The organism is Vibrio syngnathi, assembly GCF_002119525.1.
Classification (GTDB): Bacteria; Pseudomonadota; Gammaproteobacteria; order Enterobacterales; family Vibrionaceae; genus Vibrio; species Vibrio syngnathi.
This window is the reverse complement of record NZ_CP017916.1, coordinates 3,110,742-3,126,951: the sequence shown is the minus strand read 5'-3', so window position 1 is coordinate 3,126,951 and position 16,210 is coordinate 3,110,742. Positions and strand designations below refer to the sequence as shown.

Annotated in this window: 13 protein-coding genes; 5 read left to right on the top strand and 8 right to left on the bottom strand. The window is 47.1% G+C overall.

All coding sequences use genetic code 11. The annotated features are described in order from the left end of the window. The first annotated feature begins 1 nt into the window (after window position 1). Window positions 2-781, top strand: coding sequence for a type II secretion system protein N (locus tag K08M4_RS14195; protein WP_086050262.1), 780 nt, complete (start codon window positions 2-4; stop codon window positions 779-781). Window positions 782-931: 150 nt separating this feature from the next. Here the strand turns inward: K08M4_RS14195 and cysQ are convergent, their stop codons facing one another. The 4 genes from cysQ to K08M4_RS22140 form a co-directional block, all read right to left on the bottom strand. After that, a complete protein-coding gene (gene cysQ / locus K08M4_RS14190; RefSeq protein WP_086050261.1) occupies window positions 932-1,759 on the bottom strand; it encodes a 3'(2'),5'-bisphosphate nucleotidase CysQ in 828 nt (275 codons plus the stop codon). Between the two features lie 36 nt (window positions 1,760-1,795). Beyond that, entirely contained in the window at window positions 1,796-2,347 is a 552-nt protein-coding gene (gene nudE / locus K08M4_RS14185) for an ADP compounds hydrolase NudE (RefSeq protein WP_086050260.1), read from the bottom strand. A gap of 312 nt (window positions 2,348-2,659) precedes the next feature. Then, window positions 2,660-3,244 carry a Fe-S biogenesis protein NfuA gene (nfuA, locus tag K08M4_RS14180; RefSeq protein WP_004735612.1) on the bottom strand — a complete coding sequence of 195 codons (585 nt, stop codon included), beginning with the start codon at window positions 3,242-3,244 and terminating at the stop codon, window positions 2,660-2,662. Between the two features lie 109 nt (window positions 3,245-3,353). Beyond that, the gene (locus tag K08M4_RS22140) at window positions 3,354-4,067 is read right to left on the bottom strand and encodes a ComF family protein (protein ID WP_198299300.1); all 714 of its coding nucleotides are present in this window, start codon (window positions 4,065-4,067) and stop codon (window positions 3,354-3,356) included. 93 nt (window positions 4,068-4,160) lie between these two features. On the opposite strand from K08M4_RS22140, the gene bioH reads away from it, so the two are divergent. After that, window positions 4,161-4,937, top strand: coding sequence for a pimeloyl-ACP methyl ester esterase BioH (gene bioH / locus K08M4_RS14170; RefSeq protein WP_086050259.1), 777 nt, complete (start codon window positions 4,161-4,163; stop codon window positions 4,935-4,937). A 174-nt stretch (window positions 4,938-5,111) separates the two neighbouring features. After that, window positions 5,112-5,585 (top strand): ATP-dependent Lon protease, encoded by a 474-nt coding sequence (locus K08M4_RS14165; protein ID WP_086050258.1) that lies wholly within the window; start codon window positions 5,112-5,114, stop codon window positions 5,583-5,585. A gap of 126 nt (window positions 5,586-5,711) precedes the next feature. Here the strand turns inward: K08M4_RS14165 and K08M4_RS14160 are convergent, their stop codons facing one another. Further along, entirely contained in the window at window positions 5,712-8,042 is a 2,331-nt protein-coding gene (locus K08M4_RS14160) for a Tex family protein (protein ID WP_086050257.1), read from the bottom strand. A 664-nt stretch (window positions 8,043-8,706) separates the two neighbouring features. Further along, on the bottom strand, window positions 8,707-9,189 hold the full coding sequence (gene greB / locus K08M4_RS14155) for a transcription elongation factor GreB (protein WP_086050256.1): 483 nt from the start codon (window positions 9,187-9,189) through the stop codon (window positions 8,707-8,709). 178 nt (window positions 9,190-9,367) lie between these two features. On the opposite strand from greB, the gene ompR reads away from it, so the two are divergent. Continuing rightward, window positions 9,368-10,087 carry an osmolarity response regulator transcription factor OmpR gene (ompR, locus tag K08M4_RS14150; protein WP_009848007.1) on the top strand — a complete coding sequence of 240 codons (720 nt, stop codon included), beginning with the start codon at window positions 9,368-9,370 and terminating at the stop codon, window positions 10,085-10,087. Window positions 10,088-10,232: 145 nt separating this feature from the next. Further along, entirely contained in the window at window positions 10,233-11,528 is a 1,296-nt protein-coding gene (gene envZ / locus K08M4_RS14145) for a two-component system sensor histidine kinase EnvZ (RefSeq protein ID WP_086050255.1), read from the top strand. Window positions 11,529-11,786: 258 nt separating this feature from the next. On the opposite strand, the gene recG is transcribed toward envZ, so the two are convergent. After that, window positions 11,787-13,865 carry an ATP-dependent DNA helicase RecG gene (gene recG, locus K08M4_RS14140; RefSeq protein WP_010433624.1) on the bottom strand — a complete coding sequence of 693 codons (2,079 nt, stop codon included), beginning with the start codon at window positions 13,863-13,865 and terminating at the stop codon, window positions 11,787-11,789. 179 nt (window positions 13,866-14,044) lie between these two features. Next, window positions 14,045-16,171: a bifunctional GTP diphosphokinase/guanosine-3',5'-bis pyrophosphate 3'-pyrophosphohydrolase gene (spoT, locus tag K08M4_RS14135; RefSeq protein ID WP_086050254.1), complete on the bottom strand. Its 2,127-nt coding sequence runs from the start codon at window positions 16,169-16,171 to the stop codon at window positions 14,045-14,047. Window positions 16,172-16,210: the final 39 nt, after the last annotated feature.

Sequence of the window (16,210 nt, the reverse complement as noted above, 5' to 3'; positions counted from 1 at the left end):
TGTGAAACGCGGTATATCTTTTAAATATGGCCTGCTATTTAGTAGCATCTTTATCGTTTTTTTCTCGGTAAGTTTACTCCTGAACTTACCGGCTTTTTTTGTTCTCAAACATGCGCCTGTTGTACGTGGTTTAAGCATTGAAGGCGTTGAGGGCACCGTTTGGCAAGGTCGCGCTAACAATATTGCGTGGCAGCGTGTCAATTACGGCTCAGTGCAGTGGGACTTCCAGTTCTCTAAACTATTCCAAGCCAAAGCAGAACTTGCGGTTCGCTTTGGTCGTAACAGCGACATGAACTTATCTGGTAAAGGGCTTGTCGGGTATAGCATGAGCGGTGCTTACGCGGAAAACTTAGTGGCATCAATACCGGCTAGCAACGTGATGAAATATGCGCCCACGATACCTGTGCCGATTTCAATTACTGGGCAAGTTGAACTGACTATCAAACATGCTGTTCATGCTCAACCTTGGTGCCAATCGGGTGAAGGTACGCTTGCTTGGTCTGGTGCTGCGGCTGATTCTCCGGTGGGAGCGTTAGATTTTGGCCCTGTGATTGCGGACATAACCTGTGAAGACAGCACAATTGCAGCAAAAGGTGCTCAGAAGAGCGATCAGGTAGACAGTGAGTTCTCGGCGAGCGTAACGCCGAATCAAAGCTACACCTCGGCTGCATGGTTTAAGCCGGGTGCTGAATTCCCACCTGCGATGCAGAGTCAGCTTAAGTGGTTGGGTAATCCTGATAGCCAAGGTAAATACCAATTTACTTATCAAGGCCGTTTTTAGCCCAGTATTTACTTCTGAGCTAGTCTTTATAGGTTAGTCAATTGGGCGATCAAATCGCGAGATATAAAAAACGGGCACCTCACTGAGGTGCCCGTTTTGTTTGTTTTGAAAATCTAGAGGATATCTGACGGTTAAAGAGAGCAAACAAGCCTAGTCTTTACCTTGTAAGATTTCTGCCCACGGTAAGTCAGCATCACCAAGCACAATGAAGTTTGGGTTTTCTAGCGTCTCTCTTTCATTGTACGAAAGCGGCTCTAACTGGGTACTTAAGATTCGTCCGCCAGCTTCTTCAACAATGCACTGGGTTGCCGCGGTATCCCACTCTCCGGTTGGTCCAATGCGCAGATAACAATCGACAGCACCTTCTGCGACTAAACATGCTTTAAGCGCAGCAGAGCCAAGAGGAACTAAGTCGTAGTTCCAAGCAGAGCTCATACGGTTAGTGATGCGATTGATGTCTTGGCGACGGCTGATTGCCATCGCGATCGATTGGTTTGGTAGCTCGTGACGATGCGTTTTGATTTTAACGCTGTCATTAAGGTCTGGAATTTTCCATGCACCTTTACCACTGTAAGCGTAATAACTCACACCTGAAACCGGTGCGTACACGACGCCCATTACCGGCTTGTTGTGTTCGATTAGGGCGATAATTGTCGCGAAATCACCACTTCTAGCGATGAACTCCTGCGTGCCATCTAATGGGTCAACCAACCAGTAGCGATCCCATTGAGAGCGTTGCTCTAGGCTGATGTCGGCGTCTTCTTCTGATAATACGGGAATATCAGGCGTGAGTTCAGTGAGCTTTTTTAATATCAGCTTATGTGCGGCAAGATCGGCACTGGTTACCGGAGTGTCATCACTCTTGATGAACTCTTCGTAATCCTTTTTCTCGTAAATCTCTAAGATGAGTTGGCCTGCAGAGCGAGCAATCTCAATGATAGAGGGTAGGAGGTGAGACAAATCTTTTGTTATTGGCATAAATATTCTCTTACTCTTCGAGCGAGCCTGAATGTTCTAATTATTGTTTAATACACGAAGGGCTAATAGTAGGGCGGTAATACTGCGAGCCTCACAGAAGTCGAGATGTGTTAATAGCTCTTCAGCTTGAGCAAGTGGCCAGCGCACAATGTCTAGTGGCTCTGGCTCATCACCTTCTAGTTTCTCTGGGTAGAGTTCTTCTGCGATAAACAGCGTCATTTTGCTAGAGAAATAAGAGGGTGCGAGAATCACATCTTTTAAAGGCGTGAGTTTATTAGCACCGAAGCCAATCTCTTCTTTTAGTTCACGAACGGCGGCTTCATTGGGCTGCTCACCTGGATCAATGAGCCCTTTTGGAAAGCCCAATTCATAGCGTTCAGTGCCTGCTGCGTATTCACGCACTAACAGAATGTCGCCTTGTTCAGTAATCGGAACCATCATCACTGCGTTGCGGCCGCTGGGTTTCATGCGTTCGTAGGTACGCTCTTCACCGTTTGAAAAGCGTAAATCGAGAGACTCGATAGAGAATAGTTTTGATTGAGCGACAGTTTGTTGATCCAAAATTTCTGGCTTGGTCCTTTTTGTCATTGCGCTCGCTCCTCAGCTCATTGGAATTCTTTCTTATAAAGTCATTCTAATATAGGGGAAATGACGGTGAGTTCCTAGATCCTAGTTTTCATATCCTAGAATTATTGGAGCAGGAACCGATTGCGATCACTTGAATACCTTACTGCAAATGGTAACGCCCCACTATTATTGGCATTGAACGAGAAATAGACGGTTCGAAAGTGCTTTGCTGTTTTAAACACAAAAAAAGGTTGATGCTTGCGCATCAACCTTTTGATTGAATCTTTAACTATCTACTGGCTAAGACTGTATGAGTGCTTAGTCGTAAAGTGATTAGTAGTAAGAGTGCTCACCACGATCGTGTTCAGTGGCATCACGAACAGCTGTCAATTCACCTTCGAATTGTTGAAGAAGTTCTTTCTCGATGCCTTCTTTTAGCGTTACATCAACCATTGAACAACCGTTACAACCACCGCCGAATGCAACGATAGCAGCACCTTCTTCAGTGATCTCTACTAGGCTAACGTGACCGCCGTGGCCAGCAAGCTGTGGGTTCACTTGGGTTTGGATTGCATACTCAACACGCTCTATCAGAGTTGCGTCGTCTGATACTTTACGCATTTTAGCGTTTGGTGCTTTAAGCGTTAGTTGAGAGCCCATTTTGTCAGTCACGAAGTCAATCTCAGCTTCGTCTAGGAATGGTAGGCTTAACTCATCTACGTATGCCGAAAAAGCGTCGAAAGAAAGCTTAGTGTCAGACGCTTCGATAGCATCTGTTGGGCAGTAAGAAACACCACACTCAGCGTTTTGTGTGCCTGGGTTTACCACGAACACACGAATGTTTGTACCTTCAGGCTGCTGTGACAGCAGATTGGCAAAGTGAGTTTGAGCTGTTTCTGTAATAGTAATATTTGACACGACGAATACCTGAGTAGATTTGTAGGTTATTAGCGCCATTCTACTCCTGTCAGACTTGTAATTCAGCCCTTTTTTGTTGGATTGCTGTACAAGTAGCGATTCACAGCTTCTATCCAGAGGGCTCAGGAGTGCGGCAGATGCAGTAAATATCAATCCTTTTCACGCCCACTTCAAGTAGTAATTGGCATAATTGATACACTGTACTGCCTGTGGTTACAACATCATCAATTATCGCGACGTGAGAAGGGATAGCTCCTTGAAAGTCTTGTTTTCGAAGCGTAAAAGCGCTCTTTAGATTGTGTAATCGTGCGGATTTAGTCAGCCCTTGCTGAGAAGCCGTTGAGCGAATTCGACGGAACAGCACCTCAGCTTCAACGCCAAGTTCTTGAGCTGTGTAATTAGCAAGCAGCTGACTTTGATTAAAGCCACGATGAATATATCGACGCCAATGCAAAGGGACACTGGTGATCAGCGGAGCAGGGTGCTCGATACGTGAAGCCAATAACTTTGTCAGATCGCGTGCAAACCAAAACTTATCGGCGTACTTCATTTGTTGAATGTAACGTGCTGTTGGAAAGGTGTAATCCCCAACGCAATAGAGACGATGCCAAGGTGGAGGTTGAGATAAACACTGTCCGCACTGCTCTATTGTGAGCAGTGTTTTTAAACCACATCGTTGGCAGCGAGGAACTGACTCAAAGAGATTAAGACAAGAATCACACCATCGAGGGTGAGCATCACTGTGCGACTTATCTAGCTTGCACAGATGGCATTGAGGTGTGACCAGACGTGGTGTGTGTTTTTGTAGCCAATCAGATAACATAGCTTGCGATGCTTTTGGGTTAGGGTGTTCCTTTTGCTCACAATACTGAAAAGCGCGGATTATCGCTGATGGAAAAAGTAGGGAATATCGAGAATGAGTGACACGTTATATTGGCATGTTTCTGGGCAAGGGCCTGATTTGGTTCTGGTCCACGGCTGGGGAATGAACGGTGCGGTATGGCAACAAACCGTTGATGCATTACAAGCTGATTTTCGAGTGCATGTTGTCGATTTACCAGGGTATGGACACAGCGCGCACTGCCACGCTCAAGATCTTGAAGAGATAGCTCAGCAACTATTGGCCGACGCGCCCAAGCAAGCTATTTGGGTTGGTTGGTCACTCGGAGGCTTGGTCGCGACGCACATGGCGTTGCATCATTCCGATTACGTAAGCAAATTGGTGACTGTTGCCAGTTCTCCTAAATTCGCCGCGGCAAAAGAGCCGGTGTTATGGCGAGGCATTCAGCCAAACGTATTAAGCGCATTCACCGAACAGCTAGTTGAAGATTTCCAAACCACCATCGAACGCTTTATGGCACTGCAAGCCATGGGCAGCCCTTCTGCAAGACAAGATGTCAAACAGCTCAAGCAAGCGGTGCTGTCTCGTCCGCTACCGAATCCTGATTCTTTGTTAGCGGGTTTGAAAATGCTGTCAGACGTTGACCTCCGTGAACAACTGCCGCAAATCTCTGTGCCTATGCTGCGCTTGTACGGGAGACTGGATGGATTGGTGCCAATCAAAGTAGCAAAAGATCTGGGTAGCGCGCTGCCTCATACCGAACAATATATCTTCACGCAGTCTTCACATGCCCCGTTTATGACAGAAGCCGATGCCTTTTGCAGTGAACTAGTTAGCTTCGCGCAAAAATAATCGCTAAATTTATCGCTGGCTTGGTCGATATATAACCTAACCAACATGTTGCATGATACTCAGACCTAACTCTCTCCAGAGTTGATTGCGGTAAGTTGGGCTATGCCTGTTGTGCTTACTCGGCACACCAGTGTTATGGCTATAGCGATGGGCGATTCTTGAGGAGAGTTCGCGATGATTGTGTCACCTGCAACTGCAGTAAGTGTGCCACTGATCGCCCCGTCCGTTAATGTGCAAACAGAGCAAGTTGCGCGTGATAATAGAGTCCGAGAGCCTGTTGCTCCCGCAGTAGCATTGGCGAGAACCAATGCAGAGCGTAAGGTAAAATCAGACGATAAACGAAGGCAGCAGTCGGCTTGGGATCCTTCAGACCATCCAGGTTATGAAATGGAGAACGAGTCAGAGGCCAATTCGGTTAGCCATGAAGAGCCACAAGATCCTTTTGACAGGCTATTCAGCTTATTAGCACTGAGAACATACAGTGCTGATCAAGGAAAGGGCTATACCATGCGTTTCCGCCTGCCAAAGCATGTTTTAGATGCGGCGATTCAAGAGGGACAGATGGAGAAACGACGTAAGGTCATAAAATATCATTATGGTCATGCTGTTGCGCCTCATGCTCCATCAGAGATGCTGGTCGTACTATGAATCGCAGATTCATGATTCGATTAAACTTCGATGTCTTTTTTGAACACATAATAAAAAAACCTGCATACCCTAAGGGATGCAGGTTTTCTGTTTTCAGCACATCAGTTTTTCAGATGCGCTAACGGATTACTTTTTCGCTTTTGCAAAAGCAGCGGCAAAAGCACCACCCATCGCCGCGTTTTGTTGCAGTTCCTCACGACGGCGTTGTCCACCTTGCGAATTTTGATTCGGACGGTTTTGTGTGCGAGGTGCACTTGAACGTTGTGCACGGTTGTCTTGGCCGGGTTCATCTTTCATACGCATGCTTAGTGCAATGCGTTTACGTTGAACATCGACTTCCATTACCTTCACTTTCACGATGTCACCTGCTTTAACTACTTCTCGTGGGTCAGAGACAAAGCGATCGGTTAGCGCTGAAATATGCACTAAGCCGTCTTGGTGGACACCAATATCAACGAACGCACCAAAGTTAGCTACGTTCGACACTACACCTTCTAAGATCATGCCGGGTTCTAGGTCAGACATGCTATTTACGCCATCGGCGAAGGTTGCTGTCTTGAATTCAGGACGAGGATCTCGACCCGGCTTATCCAGCTCCTTGATTATGTCGGTTACGGTTGGTACACCGAAGTTCTCATTGGTGTAATCAACCGCATGTAAACCACGTAAGAAGTCTGTATTACCCACCAGAGACTTGATGTCTTTGTGGTTCTTCTCGGCGATGGTTTTCACCAGTGGGTAAGCTTCTGGGTGAACCGAAGATGCGTCTAGAGGGTTCTTACCATCCATGATACGTAGGAAGCCAGCACACTGTTCAAAGGCTTTTGGCCCTAAACGAGCCACTTTTTTCAGCGTAGTACGCGCTTCAAAGCGACCATTTTCATCGCGGTAATCTACGATGTTCTGAGCGATGGTGTTAGAGAGACCAGCAACACGAGTCAGAAGCGCTGCAGAGGCGGTATTCACATCAACACCAACCGCGTTTACACAGTCTTCGACAATCGCATCTAGGCGCTTAGCGAGCATGGTTTGGCTCACATCGTGTTGGTATTGGCCCACACCGATCGATTTAGGGTCAATCTTAACTAGTTCTGCCAGTGGATCTTGCAGACGACGAGCAATAGACACCGCACCACGAATCGATACATCCATATTCGGGAATTCTTTCGCCGCTAGCTCAGACGCTGAATAAACCGATGCGCCTGCTTCGCTAACAATGATTTTCTGTGCTGTAAGGTTGCCACGCTTAATCACATCAGCAACAAAGCTGTCTGTTTCGCGTGAAGCCGTGCCGTTACCAATCGCAATCAAATCAACATTGTATTGACGAACCATTTGCTCAACAATATGAGCTGACTTTTCGTATTGCTTTTGCGGTGGGTGAGGGTAAATAGTCTCTGTTGCCAGAACCTTACCGGTTGAATCCACCACGGCGATTTTCGAACCAGTACGTAAACCCGGATCCAAGCCTAAGGTTGCACGAGGGCCAGCAGGCGCCGCCATCAACAAGTCTTTAAGGTTGGTTGCGAACACCTCAATCGCTTCGATTTCACCGCGTTCTTTCATCGCGCCCATAAGCTCAGTTTCCATGTGCATAGAAACCTTGATGCGCCATGCCCAGCTAATCACTTGCTTACGCCATGTATCTGCAGGTGCGCTGCTTAGGGTAATACCGTAGTGATCAGAGATGATGTTCTCGCAGTAAGAACCGCGTACACCTTCTTCTTGTTCTGGGTCAGCATTCATTGCCAACGTTAGGAAGCCTTCATTTCGACCTCGCAACATGGCTAACGCACGGTGTGAAGGTACTTTGTTTAGCGTTTCGTTATGTTCGAAGTAGTCTTTGAATTTCTCGCCAGCTTGCTCTTTGCCTGCCACGACACGTGAAACGAGCTCAGAGTTGCGTGTTAGATGTTGGCGAATCTTTTCAAGTAGGTTTGCGTCTTCTGCAATACGCTCCATCACGATTGCACGTGCCCCATCGAGTGCGGCTTTAGTATCAGCAATGCCTTTATCGCTGCTGATGAAGTTAGCGGCTTCGGTTTCAGGATCGTGCTGTGGTTCATTCCAAAGTGTATCGGCAAGTGGCTCTAAGCCTGCTTCGATTGCGATCTGACCTTTGGTACGACGCTTTGGTTTGTATGGCAGGTATAGATCTTCTAGGCGCGTCTTGCTGTCGGCTTGAGTGATATCACGCTCTAATTCTGGCGTGAGTTTGCCTTGGTCTTGAATCGACTTCAGGATCGTTTGGCGGCGATCGTCAAGTTCGCGAAGGTATGAAAGGCGACTATCAAGGTTACGTAGTTGGGTATCGTCTAAGCCACCCGTGACTTCTTTACGGTAGCGGGCAATAAAGGGAACGGTGTTACCGTCGTCAATTAGGTTGACTGCGGCGATGACTTGCTCTGAACGAACATTCAGTTCTTCAGCAATCAGTCGACAGATAGCTTGGCTCATCCGATGAATCTCTTATTTAATATCATGACAAATACATGGGGGTGAGCGTACGCTTTTTCTAGCTTTGGCTGTGTAATTATCGTGTCAGAAGTCGAATTTCCGTTTGTGATATCCGCTTTGTGCGAGATCTCTCACACGTGATGTAAGCCTAAGTCGCCTTAAACCTGTCAATATGTCTTAATTTAATTGTAAGTTGTTGATTTTTAATTACATGATGTTTTGATGCGTATTTCTCACCTGAAATGTTTTTTGGGACTATCTAGGAAACTCGCCCAAATACCGTAATATTTAACTTGTCGACAGGGAGTTGGCAGGAACAGGAAAAAGCCTAATGGACTAGGTATCTTCAGGATGAAGATTTGATTACTTAGGATGAGTGGTCAGCAAGGAAGTAATAATCTCTGGATGAGATTCGCCAGTCAGGATGACAGGCTAGAATGGACACCGCTAGGATGGCGATGAACAAAAAGGAAATTGGTTAAAGGATTTAGCCACTATCAAGGACAGATGCAGGGAGCACCTTATCTCGAAGAGATAAACAGTAGCCGGATTGCTGCGATAGAGACTTAACCCCGCCAGGCGCAAGCCTAGCGGGGTTTTCTTTTATCTGGAGTTTGGGTTTGCTTGAACACTCAGCTCATCGCTAAGTGTTTATTAGGTTTGATTATTCGTCGTCTGCGTAGCGAATCGAATTGATAAACCATTCTTTTATGCCTTCCGGGGTCTTCACCTCGAACTCATCGTCGACTTCCTTTTTAAGCAAAGCTCTAGCCATAGGTGAGTCGATAGAGATATAGCCTTTGGCATCGCCGTAGATCTCTTCAGGACCGACAATGCGAAACTTCTTAATTTCCCCATCATCATTCTCAATTTCCACCCAAGCACCGAAAAATACCTTACCTTCTTGTTGCGGAGAATAATCAACGATCGTGACATCAGGTAGGAACTTACGCAGGAAACGTACTCGGCGATCTATTTGACGAAGTAAACGCTTATTGAAGGTGTAATCTGCGTTTTCTGAACGATCTCCAAGGCTTGCAGCCCATGTGACTATTTTGGTTATTTCTGGACGCTTCTCGTGCCATAAGTGGTCATGTTCTGCTTTGAGCTTGTTATAACCTTCGCGGGTGATAAGTTTGGTTTTCATAAATCTGACTTAATGAAATGATGATCTAAGATAGAATATATAGAAAGGCAACATACGTTAACAATTATTTAGGCGACTTTTCCCTCAATAATGTTACATTTTTAATGTCTTATACCAATATACAATTTACCAAGAATGCTTAACCTTAGGTTTAAGCTTTAATAGGTGGAACCATTACATGCAAGAAAACTACAAAATTTTAGTGGTCGATGACGATGCTCGTTTACGTGCACTGCTAGAACGCTATCTGTCAGAGCAAGGCTTTCAAGTGCGTAGCGTGGCAAACAGTGAGCAGATGGACCGCCTGTTAACCCGTGAAAACTTTCACTTGATGGTATTGGATTTAATGTTGCCGGGCGAAGACGGTCTTTCGATCTGTCGTCGTCTAAGAAACGCAAACAACTCGCTACCAATTCTGATGCTGACCGCAAAGGGTGACGAAGTGGATCGCATTGTGGGTTTGGAAGTGGGTGCTGATGATTACCTGCCAAAACCATTTAACCCGCGTGAACTGCTTGCTCGTATCAAAGCGGTAATGCGTCGCCAAGTGATTGAAGCACCGGGCGCGCCAAGCACAGAAGAGTCTGTGGTTGAGTTTGGTGAGTTCCGCCTAAACCTAGGTACACGTGAAATGTTCCGCGGTGAAGAGCCTATGCCTCTTACCTCTGGTGAATTTGCGGTTCTTAAGTCACTGGTCACTAACGCTCGTGAGCCAATGTCTCGCGATAAGCTGATGAACATGGCGCGTGGCCGTGAATATTCAGCAATGGAACGTTCTATCGATGTTCAGATTTCGCGTTTGCGTCGTCTAGTAGAAGAAGATCCAAGCAAACCTCGTTATATCCAAACGGTGTGGGGCTTGGGTTATGTATTCGTTCCAGATGGCAAAGCTGTGTAATCTAGCTTTGCTTGTTCTGTGATTCAGAATTCTTTATTTACGGGTCATCTCATTAATATGCGATGGCCCGTTTTATATTCAGCACAATGGTTTACAGCTATAGTTCCCACTATATCCCTTTATCATCCCTCACTTTAGGTCTTCTATGCGCATACGTAGCTCCTTTACTCAGTCGATAGTGCTCTTCTTAACCCTGTTGGTTGCTAGCCAAATCTTTTCGTATTACGCGGTGTTTAACTACGCTTTGATGCCGAGTTTGCAGCAGTTTAATAAGATATTGGCACATGAGCTAAACCTAGTATTGGACCAAGGCAGCGATATCGAGATTGATGCGCCACTGCGTCAGCGGGTACTTGAGCAGCTCGGGGTTACGGTTCATGCCAAGGACAGTGAAGCTGCGGGCGAGTACTACCATGCGGTCGCGATAGACCTAATGAGTGAGGAAATGACCAAAGAGCTCGGCTCTGAGACCGAAGTGCGATTGGTTTTGGGCAAAGAAAGTTACGTGTTGTGGATGGACATTGCGCAGTTGCCTAACTCCTTGATTCGTATTCCCCTGTCTGAGCTCCAAGAAGAAGACTTTGCGCCTCTATTTCGTAACAGCCTGATCATGGCGTTGTTGATTGTTGCTGGTGGGTGGCTGTTTATCCGCTTGCAAAATCGGCCGTTGATAGCCCTAGAGAAAGCCGCGCAAGGTGTTGGGCGAGGTGATATTCCACCGCCCTTACCAGTACAAGGTGCGCAAGAGATTCGCTCGGTAACCCGAGCCTTTAATCAGATGTCGAAAGGTATCCAAGAACTCGAAGAAGACCGCGCTTTGTTGATGGCAGGTATCAGTCATGATTTACGTACTCCGTTAACGCGTATTCGCTTAGCGACCGAGATGATGTCGCCAGAAGACAGTTACTTAGCGGAAGGGATCATCAGTGATACTGAAGAGTGTAACGAGATCATCAGCCAGTTTATGGACTATTTAAAGCCAGTTGATCGAGATTCATTCCAAGCGGTGTTTGTTGACGATATTGCGCGCGAGGTCTCTAGCTCTGAAGGTGGCTATGAGGTCCAGATTGAAACTGATATTCCAGAAACCATGAAACCTGCGATAGGTAACCCGATCGCGATGAAGCGTGCGGTGAGTAACTTGGTGGTGAACGCGCTGCGCTACGGTAATGGCTGGGTCAAGGTATCGACTGGCATGACTGCGGATAACAAACTGGCTTGGGTAACGGTGGAAGATAATGGCCCAGGTATCCCGCAGGATCAAATTGGGAAGTTGTTTGAACCGTTCACGCGTGGTGATACCGCTCGAGGCAGTGAAGGGACAGGTTTAGGCTTGGCAATTGTGAAACGTATTGTCAGTCAGCATCAAGGTGCCGTTGTGGTCAATAACCGCAGTGAAGGTGGCTTGAAGGCGCAGATCAGTTTCCCTGTTAAGCCCTAGTTATTATCGGTCCGTGTGCCGACGATAAGTTCGGTTCGGGGAATGGTTAAGAGATCCCTGACTCGGTCATTCTTCCCTCTCGGGGATGACGAATTGCTAACCATGGACCTTGATGACGGAAGTTTATTTTGATCGTCATTCCCTATCGTGAGGAACGAACGAATAGGGAATCTCGCTCTTGCTTGATGAGAGTAGCGCACAGTAAAAAGGCTTCCTTGAAGGGAAGCCTTTTTGTTTTTTATGCGGTCTCAGCGTTAGCTAAGCCTTGGAATAAACATCGCGTTCACCCAACCAGCGGTTGATGATCGCCTTGGCGTTATCTGGGTAGCTATCGTGAATATGACGCGCAATACGCTGCACTTCAGGGATCAAACGTTGGTCTCGTACCAAGTCAGCAATCTTAAAGTCTGCCAAGCCCGTTTGCTTCGTTCCAAGTAGTTCACCGGGGCCACGAATCTCTAAATCACGCTGAGCAATAACAAAGCCATCGTTACTTTCACGCAGCACACCTAAGCGCTTCTGAGCGGTTTTAGACAGTGGCGAGTGATACAGCAGTACACAATGGCTTGCGACTGAACCACGGCCAACACGGCCTCGTAGTTGGTGCAGTTGTGCTAGGCCAAGACGCTCTGGATTCTCGATGATCATTAAGCTCGAATTAGGCACATCCACACCTACTTCAATCACGGTAGTCGCGACCAACAAATGCAGTTTGTTCTCTTTGAATTCCTGCATTACTGCTTGCTTCTCGGCTGGCTTCATTCGGCCGTGCACGAGACCAATTTTGACGTCAGGCAGTTTGCGTTGCAGCTCTTCAGCAGTATCAGCCGCAGCTTGAGCTTCTAATACTTCGGACTCATCAATCAGCGTACATACCCAATAGGCTTGTTTGCCTTCATTAAGACACGCATTTTTCACACGTTCGACAATGTCATCCCGCTTGGTATCAGGAATCGCCACGGTTTGAATTGGTGTTCGACCCGGTGGCAACTCATCAATAATTGAGGTTTCGAGGTCGGCATAGGCCGTCATCGCTAACGTTCGTGGAATCGGTGTTGCCGTCATGACTAATTGGTGTGGGTAATAACCTTGCTTTGCACCTTTCTCACGCAGCTCTAATCGCTGGTGGACGCCAAATCGGTGCTGCTCATCAATGATTACTAAGCCAAGGTTTTTGAACTCGACATGTTCTTGGAACAAAGCATGAGTACCGACCACCATTTGTGCTTCACCACTGGCAATACGAACGAGCTCGGTTTCGCGAGCTTTGCCTTTGAGTTTGCCTGCTAGCCACCCAACTTGAATGCCCATCGCCTCAAACCAGTTAGCAAAGTTGATCGCGTGTTGTTCCGCAAGCAATTCGGTGGGTGCCATTAGCGCAACTTGTTGACCGTGTTCGAGTGCGCGAACAGCCGCAAGCGCAGCGACCAAAGTTTTACCTGAGCCTACATCGCCCTGAACTAAACGCATCATTGGGTGCGGCTTTTCAAGGTCAGCTTCGATCTCTTTGGTGACCCGTGCTTGTGCATTGGTTGGCGAGAACGGTAACTGAGCGAGTAGCTTATCTTTAAGAGTATTTACTGGAGGAAAAGGCATCGCTTTGTCTTGTTGCCCCTTACTACGAACAGACAGCATCGATAAGTTCTGAGCCAGTAGCTCTTCCATAATCAGGCGTAGCTGCGCAGGGTGTTTACCTTCATCAAACAACTCTAGGTCGATTCCTGGTGGCGGTCTATGAATGGTATGCAGTGCTTGTGCGAGGGTAATTTGGTGATCGTATAAACCTGATGGTAGCAGCTCATTCACTGCGGCTTTGTCGATTAGCTCTAACGCTTGGTCGGTAAGGTTACGCAGCGTGACTTGTCTTAGCCCTTCGGTGGTTGGATACACCGGAGTTAGGTTAGCTTCAACATCTGGCTGTTGCCTAGGAGCAAAGAATTTGTAGTCTGGATGGACGATCTCAAGCCCCATGTTACCGCGCTTGATCTCACCATAGGCATGCACTTGTTTGCCTTCGGCAAAGTTATTCTTCATACCTGCGGTGAAGTTGAAAAAGCGTAGGGTAATAGTGCCGTTACCATCGCTGATCTTTACTGCGAGCATCTTACGTTTACCGAAAATGGTATCGACATGCATTACCTTGCCTTGCACTGCAGCCCATAAGCCCGCGTGCAGTTTTACGATTGGGTAGATACGTGTTCTATCTTCGTAGCGCAAAGGCAGGTGAAAAAGCAGATCTTGTACGTTGTTAAGCCCAACCTTTTCCAGTTTCTCTGCGACTTTTGCGCCGACTCCAGATAAAGAGTTGAGAGGGATAGCAGATAAAAGCTGTGACATAACAAGGCTCATAAACGTAAGAGAGATAATCTATTCAAGCATTTTACTGGATTTTTGTACAGGCATGAATAGCATGAAGTGAGGGGAAATTCTAGGATTGCAGACATAAAAAATCCCCTTAAGCGATAAAGCATTAAGGGGATTTAAATTCTTAGCAAAGCTGCTAACAAGTTCGAACGTTAGTTCTTACGACGTCTTACTTTGAGCGCGTGTGGCATCACACGTAGCTTCTTCATAATGCTCGCTAAATGAACTCGATCTTTAGTGGTCAACAAGATAGTTACTGTGTACAAGCGTCCGTCACGTTCTTCGGTTGAGATACCGTGAATGTTCGAGCCTGTTTTCGAGATAACGTTAGTTAGCTCAGCCAGTGCACCTTGATGGTTCTGCAATTCGACCTGAAGTTCAGCGGTGAACTCTTGGTTGTAATCGTCAGACCATTCAACCGCCATGTATTTATCCGGTTCTTTCTGGTAACCACGAACGTTTGGACACGTTTCACGGTGCACCACAAGGCCACGACCTGGAGATACATGGGCTATGATGTGATCATCTGGAATCGGGTGACAACAGTTAGCGAACGTTAGTAGCAGGCCTTCAGCGCCACGGATAGGCAATTTCTTCCTCGGCGTATCGCTGTTGTTTACTACTTCAGTCAGTTCGTCAGCATCACCTAGTAAACGACGAGCAATAACGATACTCATCAGTTCACCAAGACCAATCGATGCTAGCAAGTCTTCAACGTTTTCTAAGCGTAAGTCTGACAGTACATGTTCGATATTCTCTTGACCGACATCGGCAATAGAGTGTTCACCAAGTGCATGGTTCAGTAGGCGACGGCCAAGGGTAATCGACTCTTCACGACGCATCGTTTTCAGAACCTGACGGATCTTCGTACGCGCACGTGAGGTCACCACGTAGTTGAGCCATGCTGCATTTGGACGTGCGCCCGGAGCACTGATGATCTCAATGGTTTGGCCATTCTTCAGCGACTTGCTGAGTGGGTAAGGGTTCATGTCGACACGAGCCCCTACACACATGTTGCCGACGTCGGTATGTACCGCGTAAGCAAAGTCGACCGCTGTTGCACCTGCTGGAAGTTCGACAATGCGACCTTTCGGCGTGAATACGAAGATCTCATCTGGGAACAGATCAGATTTAACGTTTTCAATGAATTCGAATGAGTTCCCTGCGCTTTGTTGCAGCTCAAGTAAGCTCTGCATCCAACGTTGTGCTTTAACCTGTGCGGTTGTCCCGTTGCTACTGCGTGAGCCATTGCCTTTGTAAGACCAGTGTGCCGCGACACCTTTATCTGCCATTTGCTCCATATCTTCCGTACGGATCTGGACCTCAACAGGCACCCCGTGAGGGCCGATCATTGACGTGTGCAGAGATTGGTAGCCGTTGGCTTTTGGTACCGCAATATAGTCTTTCATGCGGCCAGGACGAGGCTTGTACAGGCTGTGAGCCTGACCAAGTACGCGATAGCAAGTATCTGGGGTATCAACCACTACGCGGAAAGCGTAGATGTCCATAATGGTGTGGAAGCGCTGCTCTTTGGTTTTCATCTTGTTATAGATGGAGAACAGGTTCTTTTCACGACCAAGTACGCGAGCAGGCAAACCGACTTCTTCAAGGCGGCCTTCGATTTCGCTATGGATACGTTGGATCATCTCCTTACGGTTACCACGCGCAGCTTTCACTACGTTTTTCAGGACGCGATAACGGTTAGGATAAAGGGCTTCGAAGCCCAGCTCTTCTAGTTCGGTCTTGATGTTATGAATACCAAGACGGTGAGCTAGCGGAGAATAAATTTCGAGGGTTTCACGAGCAATACGACGCTTTTTATCAGGACGAAGTGCCCCAAGCGTACGCATGTTGTGAGTACGGTCAGCTAATTTGATCAAGATAACGCGGATGTCTTGCACCATAGCGAGAACCATCTTACGGAAGTTCTCTGCTTGCGCTTCTTTGCGATCACGAAATTTAAGCTTATCCAGCTTAGATACACCATCAACCAATTCAGCAACGGTATTGCCGAATTGAGCTTCTAGCTCCTCTTTTGTAACTTCAGTATCTTCAATTACATCGTGGAGTAGGGCTGCTTGCAGAGTTTCGATATCCAGACGCATTTCTGCCAGGATTCTTGAAACCGCTACAGGGTGGATAATGTATGGTTCACCCGTTGAACGGGTTTGCCCTTCATGGGCGTCTCTCGCTACCACATAAGATTGACGCAGAGCCTCAATTTGAGGCTCTGTTAGGTATTCTTGGGCAACGTCTTTGAGGCTATCGAATAGATACAAATTAAAGGCCCGGAAGGTTAATTAGTTCGAATGACGTTG